The organism is Lactiplantibacillus plantarum (genome assembly GCF_014131735.1).
GTDB lineage: Bacteria > Bacillota > Bacilli > Lactobacillales > Lactobacillaceae > Lactiplantibacillus > Lactiplantibacillus plantarum.
This window is the reverse complement of the sequence record NZ_CP039121.1, coordinates 2,765,207-2,786,892: the sequence shown is the minus strand read 5'-3', so window position 1 is coordinate 2,786,892 and position 21,686 is coordinate 2,765,207. Positions and strand designations below refer to the sequence as shown.

Annotated in this window: 17 protein-coding genes, 1 pseudogene and 1 riboswitch; of the genes and pseudogenes, 15 read left to right on the top strand and 3 right to left on the bottom strand. The window is 45.9% G+C overall.

Going from position 1 to position 21,686, the window contains the following annotated elements; all coding sequences use genetic code 11:
• The first annotated feature begins 7 nt into the window (after window positions 1–7).
• From argC to E5260_RS13125, 6 genes are all read left to right on the top strand, one after another.
• Window positions 8–1,033 carry an N-acetyl-gamma-glutamyl-phosphate reductase gene (gene argC / locus E5260_RS13150; RefSeq protein WP_003642069.1) on the top strand — a complete coding sequence of 342 codons (1,026 nt, stop codon included), beginning with the start codon at window positions 8–10 and terminating at the stop codon, window positions 1,031–1,033.
• A gap of 30 nt (window positions 1,034–1,063) precedes the next feature.
• On the top strand, window positions 1,064–2,272 hold the full coding sequence (argJ, locus tag E5260_RS13145) for a bifunctional glutamate N-acetyltransferase/amino-acid acetyltransferase ArgJ (protein ID WP_072535965.1): 1,209 nt from the start codon (window positions 1,064–1,066) through the stop codon (window positions 2,270–2,272).
• Between the two features lie 15 nt (window positions 2,273–2,287).
• On the top strand, window positions 2,288–3,034 hold the full coding sequence (gene argB, locus E5260_RS13140) for an acetylglutamate kinase (protein ID WP_003642071.1): 747 nt from the start codon (window positions 2,288–2,290) through the stop codon (window positions 3,032–3,034).
• Window positions 3,031–4,200 (top strand): acetylornithine transaminase, encoded by a 1,170-nt coding sequence (locus tag E5260_RS13135; protein ID WP_003642072.1) that lies wholly within the window; start codon window positions 3,031–3,033, stop codon window positions 4,198–4,200. The genes argB and E5260_RS13135 overlap by 4 nt, the downstream gene beginning before the upstream one ends.
• A complete protein-coding gene (gene argF / locus E5260_RS13130; RefSeq protein ID WP_003642073.1) occupies window positions 4,193–5,215 on the top strand; it encodes an ornithine carbamoyltransferase in 1,023 nt (340 codons plus the stop codon). Before E5260_RS13135 ends, argF begins: the two co-directional genes overlap by 8 nt.
• Before the next feature lie 54 nt (window positions 5,216–5,269).
• A riboswitch (PreQ1 riboswitch) is annotated at window positions 5,270–5,315 on the top strand.
• 8 nt (window positions 5,316–5,323) lie between these two features.
• Window positions 5,324–5,830, top strand: coding sequence for a QueT transporter family protein (locus E5260_RS13125; RefSeq protein WP_003642074.1), 507 nt, complete (start codon window positions 5,324–5,326; stop codon window positions 5,828–5,830).
• A 277-nt stretch (window positions 5,831–6,107) separates the two neighbouring features.
• Here the strand turns inward: E5260_RS13125 and cbpA are convergent.
• The 3 genes and pseudogenes from cbpA to E5260_RS13110 form a co-directional block, all read right to left on the bottom strand.
• Window positions 6,108–6,739: pseudogene (gene cbpA, locus E5260_RS13120) on the bottom strand (cyclic di-AMP binding protein CbpA).
• Between the two features lie 154 nt (window positions 6,740–6,893).
• Complete coding sequence (locus E5260_RS13115) at window positions 6,894–8,288, bottom strand: L,D-transpeptidase family protein (protein ID WP_003642077.1); 1,395 nt, start codon at window positions 8,286–8,288, stop codon at window positions 6,894–6,896.
• A gap of 218 nt (window positions 8,289–8,506) precedes the next feature.
• Entirely contained in the window at window positions 8,507–9,469 is a 963-nt protein-coding gene (locus E5260_RS13110) for an L-lactate dehydrogenase (protein ID WP_003642078.1), read from the bottom strand.
• A 331-nt stretch (window positions 9,470–9,800) separates the two neighbouring features.
• Between E5260_RS13110 and pth the strand changes: the two genes are divergently transcribed.
• The 9 genes from pth (at window position 9,801) to ftsH (ending at window position 21,660) form a co-directional block, all read left to right on the top strand.
• Entirely contained in the window at window positions 9,801–10,358 is a 558-nt protein-coding gene (gene pth, locus E5260_RS13105) for an aminoacyl-tRNA hydrolase (RefSeq protein ID WP_003642079.1), read from the top strand.
• Between the two features lie 19 nt (window positions 10,359–10,377).
• Window positions 10,378–13,905 (top strand): transcription-repair coupling factor, encoded by a 3,528-nt coding sequence (gene mfd / locus E5260_RS13100; protein WP_003642080.1) that lies wholly within the window; start codon window positions 10,378–10,380, stop codon window positions 13,903–13,905.
• A 174-nt stretch (window positions 13,906–14,079) separates the two neighbouring features.
• Window positions 14,080–15,684, top strand: a complete 1,605-nt coding sequence (locus E5260_RS13095; RefSeq protein WP_003642081.1) for a putative polysaccharide biosynthesis protein — start codon at window positions 14,080–14,082, stop codon at window positions 15,682–15,684.
• A 2-nt stretch (window positions 15,685–15,686) separates the two neighbouring features.
• Window positions 15,687–15,968 carry an RNA-binding S4 domain-containing protein gene (locus E5260_RS13090; RefSeq protein WP_024272511.1) on the top strand — a complete coding sequence of 94 codons (282 nt, stop codon included), beginning with the start codon at window positions 15,687–15,689 and terminating at the stop codon, window positions 15,966–15,968.
• 120 nt (window positions 15,969–16,088) lie between these two features.
• On the top strand, window positions 16,089–16,487 hold the full coding sequence (locus tag E5260_RS13085; RefSeq protein ID WP_003642083.1) for an FtsB family cell division protein: 399 nt from the start codon (window positions 16,089–16,091) through the stop codon (window positions 16,485–16,487).
• Between the two features lie 124 nt (window positions 16,488–16,611).
• Window positions 16,612–17,151 carry a S1 domain-containing RNA-binding protein gene (locus E5260_RS13080; RefSeq protein WP_003642084.1) on the top strand — a complete coding sequence of 180 codons (540 nt, stop codon included), beginning with the start codon at window positions 16,612–16,614 and terminating at the stop codon, window positions 17,149–17,151.
• A 283-nt stretch (window positions 17,152–17,434) separates the two neighbouring features.
• Window positions 17,435–18,781 (top strand): tRNA lysidine(34) synthetase TilS, encoded by a 1,347-nt coding sequence (gene tilS, locus E5260_RS13075; protein ID WP_003642085.1) that lies wholly within the window; start codon window positions 17,435–17,437, stop codon window positions 18,779–18,781.
• A 19-nt stretch (window positions 18,782–18,800) separates the two neighbouring features.
• Window positions 18,801–19,343, top strand: a complete 543-nt coding sequence (hpt, locus tag E5260_RS13070) for a hypoxanthine phosphoribosyltransferase (RefSeq protein WP_003642086.1) — start codon at window positions 18,801–18,803, stop codon at window positions 19,341–19,343.
• Between the two features lie 79 nt (window positions 19,344–19,422).
• Window positions 19,423–21,660: an ATP-dependent zinc metalloprotease FtsH gene (ftsH, locus tag E5260_RS13065; protein ID WP_003643854.1), complete on the top strand. Its 2,238-nt coding sequence runs from the start codon at window positions 19,423–19,425 to the stop codon at window positions 21,658–21,660.
• Window positions 21,661–21,686 lie beyond the last annotated feature (26 nt).

Here is a 21,686-nt window from a genome sequence, read left to right as displayed (position 1 = left end):
TGATTATATGCAAGTCGCGCTAGTTGGCGTTACGGGGTACAGTGGCATGGTGTTGTACCGGCTCTTGAAACAACATCCCGAGATCGATCGCATCCAATTATACGGGCACGTGGGAGCAACTACGGTGGCATTAAAGACGGTGGCAGCCATGTACCAGAAAGAAACGGCGGTTATTCGACCATTCGATGCGACGGCAATCATGCGCGATAACGCGATTGTGTTCTTTGCGACATCAGCGGGTATCACGCGACAATTGGCATTACCATTCATCGCTGCTCATTTTCCAGTCATCGATTTATCTGGTGACTTCCGCTTGCATGATCCAGAGCAATATCAGCGGTGGTACCAACGTGATCCAGCACCGGCGACCGCTTTGGCACAGGCGAGCTACGGCTTAGCTGATATGCCGGCGCCCTTGTCCACCTACATTGCGAATCCCGGCTGTTATGCGACTGCTACGTTATTAGGACTAGCGCCACTTGCTCAGCAGCAGTTGGTCGAACCGACTTCGATTGTTGTGGATGCTAAGTCCGGCTTATCTGGTGCTGGCAAACGAGCGACAGCTGCGAGTCATTACGTCGCTGTGAATGATAATTTGAGTTTATATAAGTTGAATCAACATCAACATATCCCTGAAATGATGCAACAGTTACAGCAGTGGTGGTCCGCGATTTCTGCGATTGAATTTACTACCACTTTGATTCCAGCAACGCGTGGGATTATGACGACGATTTATGCCAAAGCGAAGTCAGCATTGACAACGACGCAGGTCTGCGCAGCTTTTACCGCGACCTATCATGAGCAGCCGTTCGTGCAAGTGCTACCAACGGGGATGCCGACGCTCAAGGACGTTGTTGGGTCTAATAACTGTGCGTTAGGCGTTGATTATAATCCGGTCACGAACACCATCGTGGTTGTGAGCGTCATTGACAATTTGATGAAAGGTGCTGCGGGGCAGGCCGTTCAGAATTTTAATCGCTATTTTGATTTCGCGGTTACGGCCGGATTACCGACGTTACCTGTATTTCCCTGATAAGGTGCAATAAGAGAGGAAGTTATGCAGATGCAAGTTTTAACGAATACGAAGTTTGAAACGGTTGCCTTTCAGTGGCCGGCAGGTTTTTACAGTGATGGCATTCATATTGGTCTTCGTCGTCATAAAAAAGATTTTGGTTGGCTATTTTCAAAAGTGCCTGCCAGTGCGGCTGGAACTTATACGACGAATCAGTTTCAGGCAGCACCAACTAAGTTAACTAAACAGATGATCGACCAGGGCCACCAATTACAGGGACTGCTGCTGAACAGTGCAATCGCCAATTCTTGTACTGGCGAGCAGGGGTGGCAGAATGCGCTGCAAGAACAAGCCTGGTTAGCGAATAAACTAAACGTGGCGCCGAACTTGATTGGCGTTGCTTCAACTGGGCTGATTGGTGCTCAGTTACCCATGGATAAAATCAAAAACGGCTTGCCGCAATTGACACCAACGAAGAGTGACGCGGTGACCTACGCCGTGTTAACGACAGACCAGCATCCAAAAACCGTCTGTGTGCAGTGTGAACTCAGCGGCCAGTTAGTTACCTTGACCGGTTTTGCCAAAGGTTCTGGAATGATTCATCCCAAGATGGCAACCATGCTTGGTTTTGTCACCACCGATGCCCAAATAGACGGGCCAGTTTTACAGGACATGCTAAGTACTAACGTTGATCAGACATTCAATCAAATTACTGTTGACGGTGACACGTCTACTAATGACATGGTGGTCACGTTGGCGAATGGTCTGGCAGATAATCCGAGTTTACAAGTGGGTACCACCGACTATGATATTTTTAATCAGGCGTTGCACTATGTCTTAGGCCAACTTGCCAAGCAAATTGCCGCTGACGGTGAGGGTGCGACCAAGTTAGTCGAATGTAATGTGGTCCACGCCGCTACAACGTTTGATGGTCAGCAAATCGCCAAAGCAATTGTTGGCTCTAACCTCGTTAAGGCGGCCATTTTCGGTGAAGACCCGAATTGGGGGCGAATCATTAGCACGATTGGCGCCACTGATGCAGACATCGATGTGGCGACGGTCGATATTGAAATGAACGGCGTTTTACTTGTTCAACAAAGTCTGGCCGTTGACTTTGATATGGCAGCGGTGCAGGCGACCTTACGTGATAACCAGATTATGATCGATGTTGATTTACATCACGGTACAGCAAGTGGTCAGGCTTGGGGTTGTGACTTGACTTACAATTACGTCAAAATTAACGCGAGCTATCATACTTAAACGGAGGTGGTGAAAATGACAAAATTAATTGTAATTAAGATTGGGGGCCAGGCGATTAGCCAATTGAGCACCACTTTCTTTGACCAAATCGCACAGTGGTACCAACAGCATTATCAGATTCTGATCGTACACGGTGGGGGGCCAATGATCAATCGACTGACGACTCAGCTTGCTTTGCCCGTGCATAAGGTGAACGGGTTGCGGGTGACGGATGCGGCGACCTTAGTGCTCACCAAGTTGGCCCTGCTAGGAGATGCGCAACCAGCCTTACTTGCAAAATTAACGCAACATCACCTACCTGTGTTGGGGCTCAATGCGGCGGATAATCAGTTACTAACTGGTGAATTGATTGATTATCGACAGCTAGGGTATGTCGGCCGGCTCACCGCTGTCAATCAAGTGCAATTAATGCAATTGTTGGCTCATCATATCGGTATTTTGGCCCCTTTAGCCTTAACCGAGACGGGACAATGGCTCAATGTCAATGCGGATATGGCAGCGACCGTGCTAGCCCAACAACTACATGCTGAAAAATTGGTTTTGCTAACCGATGTCCCGGGAATTATACATCACGGTAATGTGATGACATCACTATCGCCACAACAAGCTCAGCAATTGATTCGAACAGCTGTGATCACCGCGGGAATGCAACCCAAAGTTCAAGCTGCAATTGCCGCGATTCAGACGGGAGTCAAGCAGGCTATTATTACGAATGCAATCGATCAACCAGGAACCGCAATTATTCAGGAGGTGGCCGTATGACCATGCAACACGTGTTTCCAACCTATCAACGTTTTCCATTTGCCATTACGGATGGTCAGGGCGTTCATCTGACTGATAATCATGGCAAGACGTATTTAGATTTTACGGCGGGAATCGGGGTCTGCAACTTTGGGTATCACCAACCACAAATTCAGGCGGCCGTCACCCAGCAGTTGACGCATATCTGGCATACGTCGAATTTATACGAAAATGAATTACAAGATGCCGTTGCCGGCCTGTTAGCGAATGGTGAAGAGCGACTCGTATACTTTGCAAATTCCGGAACCGAAGCTAATGAAGCTGCATTAAAACTCGCACGGAAGTACACAGGTAAAACCGGCATCTTAGCTTTTCAGCATTCATTTCACGGTCGAACCTATGGCGCTATGTCGATGACGGGCAATCCTCATATTCAGGCTGGCTATGCGCCATTAGTGCCTGGCATCACGTTTGCAACCTATAATGACGACGCGGCTTTGGACAAAATCACACCAGAGTTGGCGGCCGTTATTTTAGAAGTCGTTCAAGGTGAAGGCGGCGTCTTTGCGGGACAAACAGCTTGGTTACAAGCGGTTAATGCGAAATGCCAAGCAACGGGTGTTTTGTTGATTATTGATGAGGTGCAGACGGGAATCGGTCGGACTGGTTACCGGATGGCCTATGAAGGTTACGGCCTGGATCCTGATATCTACACGGTCGCCAAGGGCTTAGCGAATGGCTTGCCAGTGGGGGCAATGGTTGGTCGGCGGCAATTAGCCACTGCCTTTGGTCCTGGCAGCCATGGCTCGACGTTCGCCGGTAATGCTGTTGCTATGGCGGCGGCAAAACGTGTCTTGACCCAATTAACACCGGCGCTGTTAACGACGGTTCGGGCCCATGCCGAACTTGTCTGGCAAGCCCTAGCGACTCAAGTCGAACCGATACCGGTAGTGAAACAAATCACGGGGAAGGGCCTAATGATTGGAATCCACTTAGATGAACAAATCCCGGTTAATCAAGTCATTACCCGGCTACAAGTAGAAGGCTTATTGACGTTATCAGCTGGCGATAATACGTTACGTTTGTTACCCCCAATTGTGATGCAACCGGCCGATTTATTAGCTGGGATTGCCTTGATTGCAAAGGTACTGACAACTTTGACAACGGAGGTCACGACGAATGAATAATCAATTTGAAGGTCGGTCATTCTTGAAGGAAATCGACTATACACCAACAGAATTAGCTTACTTAATTGACTTTGCTAGTCACTTGAAGACCCTTAAAGCACACCATATCCCACACCCTTATTTACAAGGAAAAAATATTGCGTTGCTGTTTGAAAAAACGTCGACACGGACACGTTCTGCGTTTACTGTGGCGGCTAATGATCTGGGCGCGAATCCAGAGTTTTTGGGTAAGGACGACATCCAATTCGGGACGAAGGAGTCAGTTGTTGATACGGCGAAAGTACTGGGGTCCATGTATGATGGTATTGAATTTCGGGGCTTTAAACAAAGCACGGTCGAAGACTTAGCGACCTATAGTGGTGTGCCAGTCTGGAACGGATTGACCGATGAGTGGCACCCGACGCAGATTTTAGCGGATTTTTTAACATTAAAGGAACATTTTGGTCATTTAAAAGGGTTGACGTTAGCGTACGTTGGTGATGGTCGCAATAATATGGCTAATAGTTTACTTGTGGCGGGAGCGATGCTCGGCATCAATATCGCTATCGGGGCCCCGGTAGCGTTACAGCCAGCCCCAGCAGTGGTCGCGTTGGCCCAACAGTATGCGCAGGCAGCTGGGAGCACGATCGTGATTACGGCTGATCCGCAACAAGCCGTTACTCAGGCTGATGCGCTTTATACGGATGTCTGGGTCTCAATGGGCGAGCAGGTCGACTATGGTGAGCGGATCAAGCAACTATTGCCGTTTCAAATTAATACTGCGTTACTCGCAGCTACTGGCAAGTCATCGACGATTGTCATGCATTGCTTACCAGCACTACACGATCTAAAGACGCAGCTGGGAGCCAAATTAGGCGAACAGTACGGAATGACGGCGTTTGAAATTACGGATGATGTCTTCCAGAGTAAGCAGGCGGTCGTCTTTGAAGAGGCCGGCAACCGGATGCCAGCAATTAAGGCGGTAATGGCGGCTACATTAGGTAACTTATTTATTCCTACCAGCATTTTCAATTAGCAAGCTTGCGGGAACTACTAGAGCGTGCTACGATTATATTCGCTTTGTTTCAATCAATACGTGGTTCGTAACCATCCCACGTTAAAAAAACTAGGAGGAATTAAGCGAATGACACAATCAAAAATTCGACCATGGATTATCAACGCCCTAGTCGCTGCAATGTATGTTGTATTATGCCTAGGCCCCGCAGCTTTTAGCTTGGCATCGGGCGCAATTCAATTCCGCGTTTCTGAAGGGTTGAACCACTTAGCCGTGTTCAATCGCAAGTATATTTGGGGAATTGTTGCTGGCGTTATTTTGTTTGACGCTTTTGGTCCCGGTGCGAGTCTCCTCAACGTTCTCTTTGGTGGCGGCCAATCATTATTAGCCCTGCTGGTATTGACGTGGTTGGCCCCTAAGTTGAAGACGGTTTGGCAACGGATGTTACTGAATATCGCGCTATTCACCGTTTCGATGTTTATGATCGCACTGATGATTACCATGATGAGTAGTGGTGTCGCTTTTTGGCCGACATATCTAACAACTGCTTTATCAGAGTTGATTATCATGAGTATCACTGCGCCAATTATGTACAGCTTGGATCGGGTCTTGCACTTTAGTGACCGGATTCAGTAGGGTGTGACTGAATTTAATATTAAGAACGACCGGCGTAGTATGTGAAGATGGTTTTTCGCATATTACGCCGGTCTCTTATTTATTCATTTAATGAAATGTGGTTAATTTGATTTTTGGTTGATTATTTTGAAATGGTCAACGCGTTTTGGATTGTTAACTGCTTGGCAGCAATGATCGTCCTAATTCGAACTGTTTTCAGCAGTCTTAAGCTGGTCGCTTTTGATCTGAAAATTCATCTCATTAAAAAAGCCCCAAGGTAACCTTGGGGCAACTGTGATTATTCAGCTTGTAAATCTTCCACTTCGATGACTTTAAATTGTTTGCGATTCAAGTTGTCGATAATTCGTTTGAGCTTTTCACTGTCGACATTTTCTGGCAAGGTAAAGAGCGTCCGATAACCGAGTGTCCCGTTTTGGACGTCTAAGGTCAGGCAGCCGGCGATTGAAGTATATTTCGTGATAATCTTAGCCATGGCTGCAAGGTCGCCGCGTTCACCAACGGAGACAACTGTTAAAACATAGCTACCAACGTTAACGTTCCAAGATTGTGAGAGCATGTCGAGCAGACGCGTATGAGTGAGAATGCCATAGAAATAGCCGTGTTCATCGAGCACCGCAATGTATGGCAAATCTTTGATGGAGAAGAAGATATTGTAGAAGGCGGAGTCGACTTGAATCGTTTTCGTGGCATTTTTAAGCAGGGTCGTCACGGGAAGCGACATGTCGCCGCCCCGTGACTTGTGCCGATAGATGTGCATCTTATAGATGTTGCCGCGGAAGATATGACCGGTTTCATCTAAGATTGGAATACAGCGGAAGCCTCCAAGACTTTTAAGGCGTCCTCTAAGGTCGCGTCCGCCGTAATGGTGACGAGGCGTTCTTTAGGCTTTACGAGTGTTTTTAATAGCATAGCAGTTGGTCCCCCAGATTTATTAGTTTGTTTTAATAAATAATACCATAAAACGACCGCTTACACGTATCATTATGACATCAAACGACGGCTAAAAGGGATGAAAAAGCCGGCCTGATAACATTCAGACCGGCTTGGTTAAATTAGATTTAAATTAGAAAACAATGACTGGTGTTCCGACTGGCACGGCAGCAAAAACTTTTTTCATGACAGAAGGTGGGGTGTTCACACAACCATGCGAGCCGTGCTTCTTGTACCAAGTACCACCATATTGAGTTTGCCATGAAGAATCGTGAATTCCTTCGCCAGTGTCATCGAACGGCATCCAATAAGAAACTGGTTGGGAATAACTTGAGCCATCGTCATTATCACCTTTAAGGGTCGCGTTCTTTTCCTTATTCCAGATGTACCAAACACCCGTTGTTGTAGCGTGTTTACCGGGCTTTCCAGTAACGATGTCCGTTGAAACTTTGAGCTTTCCATCAACGTAGACGTACATATGCTGATTTTCTTTATCAACTTCGACGTAGGTGTTGCCGATGTCAGTGCCCTTGTTGTTATATCCGGAACCACTGGTGATTGGTGAGCGGGTAAAGTCCTTGCCCTTCAAAATTTCAGTAGCAAGGGCTTTGGCCTCTGCTTCGGTCTTAATGGTCCAGCCATAAAACCCACCGCTGACGGATACGGTCCCACGCGCCGTACTCTTGAACTGACGCGTCGTATGATAGGTATGATACTTATCATTCAATTGCTTCACGTAAGTCAGAACAGCGTTTTGGTCTAAACTCACTTTACCTTGCTTATCGACTTTAATCCAACTGAGAATTAGGTCGTGAGGAATCGTGAATTTATGACCGTTGATATTATAGGTGGCCTTTTCGGTAGCGTATTTCGCTGATTTTGCTTTGGCCGTCTTTAAACTAGCACTCGTGCTGGTAACGGTCGGAGTGACGTAGGCGTCTTTAAGGGTGATATGACTGTCACCATTACTAATTGCTTTGGTGACGACCGTCTTAAGTTTAGCTTGATCTAATTCGGTTCCTTGAACTTCTTTCTTAATCTCAACTTGGTTATGTTGATAAACTAACTTGGCGTTTTCAGTTTTTGTTCGTTTGGTTTGATTGGCAGTCGTGGTGATTTTTTGTAGTAGGGTTTTCAAATCAGTGTGATTGATGGTTAGTTGTCCAACCGCTGAGCTATCATCAGCCTGAGCCGATTGCAATAGTGCAAGGGGCCAACGCCAGTAGTTTTGTTTGGTCACTAATTTGGTTAAATCTTTTTTAGTATTGATTGTAATACCGGCTGATTTGCTGGTAAATGAGTACTTTGTTTGGCCGTTTTCAATAATTCGATAAGTGCGATGTTCTAAAGCGCGATTAACTTTCGGTGCTGCTTGAGCGGCGGTTTTACCACTGACGTCAACACCAGCGACCGACGTATTACTGAGGAACGTTTGTTGATGTTGCCAGATTAAGCTCGTGGCAACATATCCGATGACGAGGAGACCGAGGATACTGCCCCCAATCATAAGTCCACGTTTATGTTTCATAATTAAGTTGGTCCTCCATATATTCGTAATATTCTCACCTTATAACAGAAGTGAGATGAGTGCAAACTTCAAGGCCGGTAATCGTGATAAGAAAGTTTTAAAAATAGCCTTTAGTGCGTGTTGCGCTTTAATGAATCGCTAAGGTACCCTCAAGCAAACAAAAAAACGCCCGTCTGCTATAGACGAGCGTTCATCATACACTTAATCGTATGAAATGATTATTTATTTTCTAATTCAGCTAAACCGTCGTTAAGCACTTTTTTCAAAGTTGCGGCGGAATCTTGCATCTTCTTGAGTTCGTCAGCTGAAAGTGGTGATTCGATGATTTGTTTCAAACCAGTTCCACCAATCACAGCCGGAGTCCCGATATAAATGTCGTTTAAGCCGTATTGGCCGTCCATGTAGGCACCTACTGGTAAAACGGCATTTTCATCACGTAAAATGGCTTTGGAAATCCGCATTAAAGCAGTCCCGATACCGTAGAACGTGGCACCCTTCAAGTTGATGATGTCGTAAGCTTTGTTACGAACACCATCTTCTAACTTGGCTAAATCTTCGTCAGAAACGCCTTGTTCCTTAGCGACATCGCGAACTGGACGTGTCCCGATGGTTGCAGTTGAGTAAGCAGCAAATTCAGAATCACCGTGTTCACCCATGATGTAAGCATCAACGGAACGAGGATCAACATTGAATTGTTTGCCTAACGCAACGCGTAAACGTGAAGAGTCTAAGGAAGTCCCTGAACCAATGACACGATCCTTTGGGAAACCTGAGAATTTCCAAGTAGCGTAAGTTAAGATGTCAACAGGGTTAGCAGCAACTAAGAAGATGCCGTCAAAGCCGGAGTCAACAACTGGTTTGACAATGGATGATAGGATATTTAAATTCTTGTTAACTAAGTCTAAACGTGATTCACCAGGCTTTTGAGGCGCACCGGCTGTAATAACAACTAAGTCAGCGTCCTTACAATCTGAATATTCGCCTGAGTAAATCTTCTTGGGAGCGGTGAATGCTTGGGCGTCTTCAAGATCAAGGGCGTCACCCTTTGTCCGATCTTTAACAACATCGACAATTACAAATTCTTCAGCAATTCCTTGTTGTGCCATGGCAAAAGCGTAACTAGAACCAACAGCGCCGTCGCCGACTAACACAACTTTTTGATGATTTGGCATGCTTGACAAAATAAGTCATCCTCTCGTAGTGAAAATTTAGTTTTTACGGTTAAAGTATACCATGTTTGTGCAAAATAAGTGTTAGATTGAGCATGCTTTTAATACAATTATTAACAATGTCCGCAAAACCCTTTGGCGGGCGTCAATAAGCCCTTTGTGGTATACTTATCGCACTTAATAAACGCTAACTTTTGAACACTTGACTGGCGGGCGCGTCGGTCACGGTGTGAGTAGTGGTGCCAATACGACTTAGGTGGTATCGTTACTCAGAGTTGCCGAATCGGGTCGATTACCGGTTCGGCCTGTTTTGGTATGCAAAGTAATAGGAGAAGATAAAATTATGAAAATGATCGTTGGGTTAGGCAACATTGGGCGGCAATATGCCCAGACACGTCATAATGTTGGTTTTATGATTGTGGACGAATTAGCTAGCAAACTAAACGTTACGTTTCAAACGAGTAAATTTGAAGCACAGGTGGCAACGGCTTTTCAAGACGGTGAGAAGATTTTACTGGTGAAACCCGCCACTTATATGAATGATTCTGGACGAGCGGTGGGACCGTTGATGAGCTATTACAATGTTGATCCTGCTGATTTGCTCGTTATACATGATGATTTAGATTTGCCATTAGGAAAAGTACGCCTCAAACAAAAGGGATCGGCGGGTGGTCATAATGGCATCAAGAGCATTATTAGTCATGTTGGCGATCAGCACTTCAAGCGCGTTAAAGTTGGTATTGACCATCCTCAGAAGATGAGTGTTGTTGATTACGTGTTGGGGAAATTTACGCCAGCCGAAGTGGCGAAGTTTGACGATGCTAAGATTACGGCGCTAGCGGCGGTCGAAGCTTGGTTAGCAAATGATGATTTTGCGGCAGTTATGAATCAATATAACTAGCCCGGGAGGAAACGACAGAATGGATATTGAAACGATTGTTGAGCAAACGCCCGACTTTCAAACAATTTTAGCAGGTATCAGCCCGCGTAGTCGGCAACTAATCACCGGATTGAACGGTTCGGCACGAACGGTTTATTTAAGCGCGCTATTTCACCAATTAACGCATTCATTACTGATCGTGACCGATAACGGTTTTCACGCGAGTCAGCTAGTGGATGATTTAACGAGTCTCTTAGATGAAGACCAAGTTTTTTTATTCCCAGCTGAAGAAATGATTGCGACGGAGGTTGCGACAAGTTCACCAGAGTCACGAGCGCAACGGGTCCAGGCTTTAAACGCCTTATTGCGTGACAGTCCGGCAGTGATCGTGACCTCGGTTGCAGGTGCCCGGCGGTTCTTGCCGCCCGTCGCACAATTTCAAGCAGCCACGTTACCGGTAGCCGTTGGTCAAGATATTGATTTGGAAGACTTGCAGCGGCAACTACACGACATGGGTTACGTTAAGGAAAAGTTAGTCGCACGCCCAGGAGATTTTGCGGTACGGGGCTCAATCGTGGATATTTACCCGTTAGATGCGGACTACCCTTTACGACTGGACTTCTTTGATACTGAAGTTGATACACTGAAGTATTTTGACCCGGGAACGCAACGTTCGGTGGAAAACTTGGATGAGTATACAATTTTGCCAGCTACCGATTTTATCCTGACAACAGCTATGCTGCAGGCCGGGGCACAGCGTCTTAAAACGGCGATTGCGGCTGAAAGTAAGAAACTCAAGCCAGCCGAACGCCAGACTTTGGCCGATAATTTAGCACAACCTTTAGCTGACATGGAAAAAGGAATTATCGGAAACGATTTATTGTTATATGGCGATTATTTATACGACCGGAAAACGAGTATTTTTGACTATGTGGCCGCTGACGGGCTCGTTATCTTCGAAGAATATTCGCGTTTGCTTGATAGTGAGCAGCAGTTATTAACGCAAGAAGCTGACTGGGTTACGGACCAATTGGCACATCACCGGGTGCTGGCAACTGCGAGTTACGGCAATGATATTCGGGATTTGCTCCGGGATGACCAACATGCACAACTCTTGATTTCGCTGTTTCAAAAGGGCATCGGTAACGTCAAACTAGCGCAAGTCACTAACGTGCGCACACGCCCGATGCAGGAATTTTTTGGGCAGCTCCCAGCGTTGAAGACCGAACTGGATCGGTGGCATAAGCTTAAACAGACGGTGGTCTTGATGGTATCAGAGGCTGAGCGTCTGACAAAGGTCAGTGATACGCTTGATGATTTTGAAATTGAAGCGGTCATGACTAAGGCCACTAATTTACAACCGGGTGCGGTTCAAATCGTGCAAGGTAGCTTGCAAAATGGATTTGAGTTTCCGGATGGTAAATTAGTCATCGTAACCGAGCAAGAAATGTTCAAGAAGGTGGCTAAGAAGCGTCCACGTCGTCAGACCTTGGCTAATGCCGAACGGTTGAAGAGTTATACGGATCTCAAACCCGGCGATTACGTCGTGCACGTCAATCACGGGATCGGAAAGTACGTTGGTATGGAGACGCTGGAAGTTGATGGTGTCCATCAAGACTACATTACGATTGCGTATCAAAATAATGCGAAGATCTTTATTCCCGTGACCCAGTTAAACCTAGTTCAAAAGTACGTTTCGTCAGAATCAAAGACGCCACGCATCAATAAGTTGGGTGGTACCGAATGGACGAAAGCGAAGCGCAAAGTCGCGGCGAAAATTGAAGATATCGCGGATGAACTAGTCGACCTGTATGCCAAGCGAGAGGCGGAGAAAGGTTACGCCTTTCCACCGGACGATAGTTATCAAGATGATTTCGATAACGATTTTCCGTACCCAGAGACGCCGGATCAAATTCGTAGTATTAATGAAATCAAGCATGATATGGAACGACCGAAACCGATGGACCGCCTATTGGTCGGCGATGTTGGTTATGGGAAGACGGAAGTCGCGTTGCGGGCCGCGTTTAAGGCGATTGAGGCCGGCAAACAAGTGGCCTTTCTAGTGCCAACGACCATTTTAGCTCAGCAACATTATGAAACGATGCTGAATCGGTTTGAAGGCTACCCGATTAACGTTGGCATGCTGTCACGATTCAGAACAACTAAGGAAATGAAAGAGACGGTCCAACAGTTAAAGAGTGGTGAAATTGACATCGTGGTTGGTACGCACCGCTTACTGTCTAAGGACGTCGCGTTTGCTGATCTGGGCCTGCTCATTATTGATGAGGAACAACGGTTTGGGGTCAAGCATAAGGAACGACTGAAGGCCTTGAAGGCTAGTGTGGATGTCTTGACGTTAACGGCAACGCCGATTCCGCGAACATTACACATGTCGATGCTCGGTGTACGGGACTTATCAGTGATTGAGACGCCGCCAACGAACCGTTATCCGATCCAAACGTACGTCATGGAACAGAATTTTGGCGTCATTAAAGAGGGAATTGAACGAGAAATGCAACGTAATGGGCAGGTTTTTTATTTGCATAACCGGGTTCATGATATTGATAAAGTCGTTGCACAGATCAAAGACTTGGTTCCTGACGCGGCGGTGGCCCATATTGATGGTCAGATGCCTGAGTCACAACTCGAAGGGATTCTCTACGATTTCATTCGGGGTGAGTACGATGTGTTAGTGACAACAACGATCATTGAGACCGGGGTTGATATTCCAAACGTCAACACCTTATTTGTGGAAAATGCTGACCGGATGGGACTGTCACAGCTATACCAGTTGCGTGGCCGGATTGGTCGGAGTAGTCGGGTCGCCTATGCTTACTTTACTTATCAGCAAAATAAAGTTTTGACAGAAGTTGGTGAGAAACGGTTACAGGCCATCAAGGACTTTACGGAACTTGGATCTGGCTTTAAAATCGCGATGCGCGACTTGTCGATTCGGGGTGCTGGTAACTTGTTAGGTAAGCAACAGCACGGCTTTATTGACTCAGTTGGTTATGACCTCTATACCCAGATGTTGTCAGAAGCAGTGGCGAAGAAGCGTGGTCAGGCGGCTAAAGTTAAGACCGATGCCACGGTCGAACTTGGAATCGAAGCCTACTTGCCGACCAGCTATATTGAAGATGAACGGCAAAAGATCGAAATTTATAAACGGATTCGCCAGCTGGAGAATAATGATCAGTACATGGAAGTTCAGGATGATTTAATGGATCGATTTGGTGATTATCCGGTAGAAGTCGCTGGACTATTAGCAGTAGGTAAGCTGAAGTTACTGGCGGATGACGCGCTGATTGAGAAGATTCAGCGTGACGATAGTGAGCTACACCTAACGTTATCCAAACAAGGGACGGCTAAGCTAGATACTAAAGATATTTTTAAGGCCTTGGCAAAAACAAAATTAAAAGCGACAGTTGGAATTGATGATGATAAAATGAAGGTTAAATTAGTCATTCAGCCAAAGATGCAACAGGATGAGTGGCTGGCGCAATTAACACAGTTTGTCGAACAACTGAGTTTGATCTTAGCCGAAGACGATGTCGCTAGTGCGTCTTAGCTCGGTAGTTGTTGTTATGAAGCATGGTTGCACGGGGTGGGTTAAGCGCTATCGAGTGGAACCAATGGCAAATAGCAGGAATTATCGTCTGATGGGGCGTTGTCCTGGCTAGTCAGGGCGCGGCTCAAATGAATTAGTATGAGACACCGAGTTGCTCGGTAGAAGGGATTTGTTATGCCAAAGGATCACTTGAACACCGTGTTCAAAGGTGCGTTAATTTTATCGATATCATCATTAGTCGCTAAGATTTTAAGCGCGGTATACCGGATTCCCTTACAGAACATGGTTGGTAATACGGGATTTTACGTTTATCAGCAGATTTATCCGCTGTACGGCATTGGCATGACCTTTGCATTAAATGGATTTCCAAATTTTATTTCTAAGTTAGTGGCAGAACAGCCAGACGAAACGAGTAAGTCGCTGATTGCACGGCGGGCGTTTCATATCTTATCCGGATTATCGTTGGTCGTCTTTTTCGGCTTGCAGCTTGGTGCAACGTGGATTGCGGCCCACATGGGTGACGTTAATCTAGCACCAATCATTAGTGCCGTGGCTTGGATGTTTGTCTTTATGCCATGGTTAGCAACCGGCCGTGGTTACTATCAAGGAAAATTTTTGATGGGACCGACCGCAGTGTCCCAACTGATCGAACAGGTCGTACGGGTCGCAATTATCATCATGGCTGCATATTTCAGTGTCCGTCTCGGTTGGGATAATTATCGGATGGGAACGTGGGCAATGAGTTCAGCGCCACTAGCTGCAATCTGTTCATCACTGATTTTTACTGCTTTTGGTCTACGCTATTTATTGGCGCCCGCACCCGCACCGACCCACCCGTTACCTAGTTATCGCAAATTAACCAAAAGATTTGTAATTGAAGGTGGGACGCTGTGTCTTGTCGCCGCTGTCGTTATCTTACTGCAATTAGTGGATTCATTTACGGTTATGCGGGGCTTGGTGCATCAAGGTCAGTTACCAGAAGTAGCCAAGGCACTAAAAGGGGTCTACGATCGTGGTCAACCTTTGGTTCAGTTAGGGTTGGTGGTGGCGACGGCCTTTTCAGCAACGTTATTGCCTGCTTTGACGGATGCGTTAGCCAAGCGTCAACCGATTGAATTCAAGCGCCAGACACAGGCGATGGTTCACGTTAGTTTAGCATTATCAATGGCAGCGACGGTCGGTCTAGTTGCGTTGATGCCACAAATCAATCGCTTGTTATTTGGTTCATTAGAAGGAACAACGGCATTGCGAATCTATATTATTAGTATTTTATTTGCAGCGTTGATTACGACGTATACAAGTGTGTTACAGAGTTTGAACGAATATACGGCCATGATCATTGGCATCATTGCTGGATTAGCGACAAAAGTGCTGGCTAATTACATCTTCGTGGTCCACTATGGCATCAACGGTGCCAGTGCGGTGACCGTATTGAGCTTGGCCGTGATGTTTGCGGTCATGTGGTTAGGTTCGCCGGAAGACTTGCAGCAGGTGCTATTAGAGAGTGGTTATTTGATAAAATTGCTCGCATTAAGTGCCGTAATGGGTATCGTGGTGATCCTTAGTTGTCATCAAATCACCGCCTTAGTAGGTCCGATACTAGCGAATACGCGTGGAATGGCTGGAATTATAACGGTGATTGGGGTGCTAATCGGTGTGCTGGTGTTTGTTGCCGGGGCCGTCTATGCCCGATTATTCACGATTCGCGAGTGGTTAGTGTTGCCATATGGAAAGCGGCTAATTAAGGCCGTTGCAAAAGGAAAGGAACATCATTCATGAGTATGCGTTTAGATAAGTTTTTAAAGGTTTCACGAATCATCAAGCGGCGCTCTGTTGCTAAAGAAATCGCCGATAAGGGGCGGATTCAAATTAACGGTAAGGTAGCGAAATCTTCCAGTAATGTTAGCGTTGATGATGAACTAATTATTAGTTTTGGAAATAAGACATTAACAGTCAAAGTGACGCAGTTATTGGAAACAACTAAGAAAAATGATGCCGAGCTGATGTATGACATCATCAGCGAAGACTACAAAACGGATTATCGCCAACCATTTAGTGATTAGGTCGGTGTATCCGTTCATCGAAATGGTCGTAAACGTTGACTTAATCAGCATGATGTCGTTTACACCGGCCGATGAAGTTGTTATAATTTAGGCAACCCAATTTGAAAGGACTGGACCAACATGACGAACGGGTCACGTAACAAAATCAAGCAGTTAGATAATGATTATATTCGTCAAGTTGCCACCGACGAGCATGGGCAAGCCCAGCGTGTTGCACAAGTACGGCGGCGACGGTTTATTTTGATTGTTGCGGTGTTCGGAGCATTGATACTATTCTTTGGTTTTCAGTTGATTAATACGCGGTCCAATCTGCACCAGGTAAACCGTCAAGTTGCGACCAGTCAAGTTAAATTAAAAAAGGTGCAGCAAAAAAATAATCAACTTGAGAGTCAGATCAAACAGTTGAATAATAAGGATTACTTACAAAAGTTATTACGTTCAAAGTATGATTATACGAAGAGTGGCGAAACGGTCTACAGCTTACCAAATGATAATGCTGCCGATGTAACTGCCAACTAATCGGGGTTGTGGTCTGCTTTATATGAGTAGACCACTTTTTATTAATTGCTTAAATGTATAACTCAACGTTTCACAAAGTATGCTATACTAAAACCATTATTTCATAGGAGGAACAACTTTTTTTATGGCAATTGAAGTAGGTACAAAAGTCACTGGTAAGGTATCTGGGATTACTAATTTTGGTGCATTTGTAAACTTGGGTAATAATCAAACGGGGCTAGTACACATCAGTGAGGTTTCCGATGGCTTTGTAAAGGACATTCATGATGTCTTGAGCGTGGGCGACGATGTTACAGTCAAAGTGTTATCCGTTGGTGATGACGGTAAGATTGGCTTGTCAATCCGTAAAGCGGTTGACAAACCTCAAGGTGAACATGAACATCATGGCAACCATCAGGGTGGCAACCGGCCAAACAATCATCAAGGTAACAACCATGGTCATGGTGAACGTCAAAGCAATGGCAATCATCACGATCGGTCAAATAATTTCCATAGTCGTGGGGGAAATGGCGGCGGTCGTTACCAATCACGACAACATGAACCTAAGAAGCAGGACTTTGATTCATTGATGTCTGGCTTCTTAAAAGATAGCGAGGATCGGCTAGCAACCTTAAAGCGTAATACTGAAGGTAAGCGTGGTGGCCGTGGTGGTCGTCGTAGCTAAACTTAGTGACTTGCCATTAATCTAGTTAAATTTTGAAGCACGGTGCGGCTATTTAGAGTCACGACCGTGCTTTTTTTATTGAAAATTGCCGATTGTTCAAGGTCAGTCAGCGAGACACGTTGGAAACGGTGTGAGTTACTGTAAACTTGCTTGGCTAGTTCATCTTATGCTATCCAGTCGGAATAATGTTCAAATAGGTGACAAACGACCAGCCAACTAATCGGCAAGTTTTAACAATAAATAAATCCAATGTATTTATAATGAAGTTAGATGGGAGGTTAAGATGACACCAATTCAAAAGTTCAATCGGCAATTAGCTGCAGCCAAACTGTTATCACCACAGCAAACAGTGGTGGTAGCGGTGTCGACTGGGGTCGATTCAATGGTATTGTTGCATTTGTTGCAACGATTGCCAGCAGCGGAACGGCCACGGGTAGTGGTGGCTCATGTTAATCATCATTTACGCGAACAAAGTCAAATGGAAGCGGACTACTTGCGACAATATTGCCAGCAGCAAAACTTGAAGCTAGTCATGGCCGATTGGCTACCCGCGGCACATCCCAAGAGTGGTATTGAAGCAGCTGGGCGTCAGTTTCGGTACCATGTTTTTGCTAAGGTGATGCGGGAAAATCGTGCAACGGCAGTTTTGACTGCGCACCACGCCAATGATCAAGTCGAAACGTATCTGATGAAGCTTGCGCGTGGTGGCGACATCTCACAATTGACAGGAATCGCAACTAGTCGGCCCTTTGCAACGGGCCGATTAATTCGGCCGTTGTTGACGTGGTCGAAAGATCAGCTACGAAACTATGCTGCCGAGCAGCATGTCGTTTATTTTGAAGACGTTACTAATCAAGATGTGGCCTTGACCCGTAATCGGATTCGGCACCGTGTCGTGCCAGAACTTATGACGGTTAATCCCCAGTTATTAAAGCATGTGGCCGATTACCAGCAACAGTTGACAACGCTGTTGACGGCTAAAAAGCAAATGGTCACGGTACTACTGTCGCAGGTCGTAACGGCCACAGGGGCGTTGGTTGTTGATCAGTGGGGCGCACTCCCGAGCCAGTGGCAGTTAGCCGTTTTTGCGACGTGGCTCGAGCAGCAGACGCAACAACTATTCACCGAGTCGAAGTTACAACCGCTGGTCTCGTGGGGACAACGGACGCGGCCTGCCACGAGTAGATTAACGGTAAACGCGGCCTGGGAGTTGTACCGTAACGCTGGTATCATTGAAGCTTTGCCAATAAAAAAAAGGGGTAAAAAGTTAATGCCCCGTGAAAAAATTATGGTAGACTTAAACCAATGGCAGAAAATTACTGCAACCCAAACGGTGGGAATCTTTACGCGGGTGCCAAATGTTGTCAGTCAGCCATTTTGGTTAACAGAAGCCGATTGGCCGCTAGTGTGGCGGCCGTGGCAAGCTGGTGATCGAATCGTTCTCAAGGGCGGTGGTCATCAGCTGGTACGTCGACTGCTGATTGATCGAAAAGTTCCGGCTGAACGGCGTGAACAGGTGCAAGTGTTAGTGAATGCTCAAGGGAACGTTCTGTGGGTGGTCGGTCATAAGTTTAGCTATCGTACGACTGGTACCCAGACAGTATTTTTAGCCTTAAAACACGAGAGTTGAAAGGAGTACATCTGAAACGATGAACAACGACATTGAACGAGTACTTTATAGTCGCGAGGATATCCATCAGGTTGCACAAAAATTAGGAAAAGAACTCACAACTGCATATGCTGGTAAGAACCCATTAATTATTTGCGTACTCAAGGGTGCCGTTTTATTTACCACGGACATTATTCGTGAAATGGATATTTACGCGGATCTTGATTTTATTAATTTATCAAGTTACGGTAATGAAACGATCTCTAGTGGTGAGGTTCAACTAACGAAGGACTTAGATGCTGATGTGACGGGTCGTGATGTGTTAGTCATTGAAGACATCATTGATACCGGGCGGACGTTGAAGTTCTTGATCGATTTGTTGAAGCGGCGCGATGTGAACTCAGTTAAGGTCTGCACGTTATTGGATAAACCAGCTGGTCGACTCGTTGATATTAAGGCAGATTATATTGGTTTTGAAGTACCGAATGAGTTTGTGGTCGGTTACGGTCTTGACTATGCAGAACGCTATCGGAACTTGCCGTACGTTGGGATTTTAAAACCTGCGATTTACGAGCATAAATAATTGGTCAATGATAGTCAAATGTGCTATTATTTAGACTATCGAAGTACTGTATATAAAAGTTTCGATGAAGGAGGCACATATGAACAATCGACGCAATGGACTCTTTCGTAATAGCTTATTTTACATTTTGATGTTTCTGAGCTTGATGGGAATTATCTACTTTTTCTTTGGCGGTAATTCCGGCTCACAAACGCAAAATATTCGTTATAGCGAATTTGTCAAACAATTAGATAAGAATAACGTTAAAAACGTTAGTATCCAGCCTAGTGGCGGCGTCTACAAGGTAACTGGTTCATACCGGAAAGCACGGACGACTTCTTCTGCAAACGCCCTTGGTATCAAGAGCGCATCTACAAAGACGACGTCATTTTCAACAACGATGTTGGAAAACAACTCCACGGTTGACCAAGTTTCTAAGTTGGCGGCTAAGCATGACGTCAAGGTTACGGCTAAGGCCGAAGAATCTAGCGGCATCTGGGTCACGTTATTAATGTACATCGCGCCAGTCATCCTGATGTTATTCCTCTTCTATATGATGATGGGACAAGCAGGACAAGGCGGCGGGAACAACCGGGTTATGAACTTTGGTAAGACCAAAGCAAAACCAGCTGATAGTAAGCAAAATAAGGTTCGTTTCTCAGATGTTGCCGGTGAAGAAGAAGAAAAGCAAGAATTGGTCGAAGTTGTCGAATTCTTGAAAGATCCGCGGAAGTTCGTGTCCTTAGGTGCACGGATCCCATCTGGGGTACTCCTCGAGGGGCCTCCTGGTACTGGTAAAACGTTGCTTGCTAAAGCGGTTGCCGGTGAAGCTGGTGTCCCATTCTTCTCAATCTCTGGTTCTGACTTCGTCGAAATGTTCGTCGGGGTTGGTGCTAGCCGGGTTCGGGACTTATTCGAACAAGCTAAGAAGAACGCCCCATCTATCATCTTTATTGATGAAATTGATGCGGTTGGTCGGCAACGTGGCAATGGTATGGGCGGCGGTCATGATGAACGTGAACAAACCCTGAACCAATTGTTAGTTGAAATGGATGGTTTTACAGGTAATGAAGGTGTCATCGTCATGGCGGCGACAAACCGTTCTGATGTACTTGATCCTGCCTTACTTCGTCCAGGTCGTTTCGACCGGAAGATCTTAGTTGGTCGTCCAGACGTTAAGGGTCGGGAAGCCATCTTAAAAGTCCATGCTAAGAATAAGCCATTAGCAGCTGACGTTGATTTGAAGGAAATTGCCAAGCAAACACCTGGATTCGTGGGTGCCGATTTGGAAAACTTATTGAACGAAGCGGCCTTGTTAGCTGCCCGTCGTAATAAGAAGCAAGTTGACGCTGCGGATCTCGATGAAGCAGAAGATCGGGTCATTGCCGGACCTGCTAAGCATGATCGCGTTGTGAATAAGCATGAACGGGAAACCGTGGCTTATCACGAAGCTGGTCATACGATTGTTGGATTGGTCTTGAATGATGCACGGGTCGTTCATAAAGTAACGATCGTGCCACGGGGTCGTGCTGGCGGTTATGCCATCATGTTACCACGTGAAGATCAGATGTTGATGTCGAAACGTGATGCGAAGGAACAAATGGCTGGTTTAATGGGTGGTCGTGCTGCTGAAGAAATTATCTTTGGGGCGCAATCATCAGGTGCTTCTAATGACTTTGAACAGGCAACGCAAATTGCCCGGGCAATGGTTACTCAATATGGGATGAGTGAAAAGCTTGGTCCTGTTGAGTTAGAAAATGCCAACCAACAAGCAGCTTACCAACAGGGTATGGGTGCGAGTGCCTTTTCACAACATACGGCACAATTGATCGATGATGAAGTCCGGCGTTTGAGCCAAGAAGCGCATCAAACTGCTACGGATATTATCGAGTCACACCGTGAACAGCATAAGTTAATTGCGGAAGCCTTATTGAAGTACGAAACATTGGATGAAAAGCAAATTCTCAGTCTGTTTAAGACTGGTAAGATGCCTGAAAAGGATAGTAATGAATTTCCAAGTGAGAAAGCAGCTACCTTCGAAGAATCCAAACGTGAATTGGAACGTCGCGAAGCTGAAAAGCACGCGCAAAACCAAAGTGCGGATGATAAGCAAGCAGACTCAGCTGACACTACGACTAATGTGAGTGTTGCTGAACCAAGTTTCCCAAGTGAATCGGATGCTAGTTCAGAAGTTAGTGCTGACAGTAGTGTCAATTCAACAGCTAATTCAGCCACTGAATCAGCTACCGACAGTGATGTCGCAACTTCAGCCACCGGTTTACCAAATGCTGAAAGTGCCACACCATCATCGCAGGATGATACTAATTCGCAAGCATAGTATTGAATAAAGTAAAATGAAGGAGC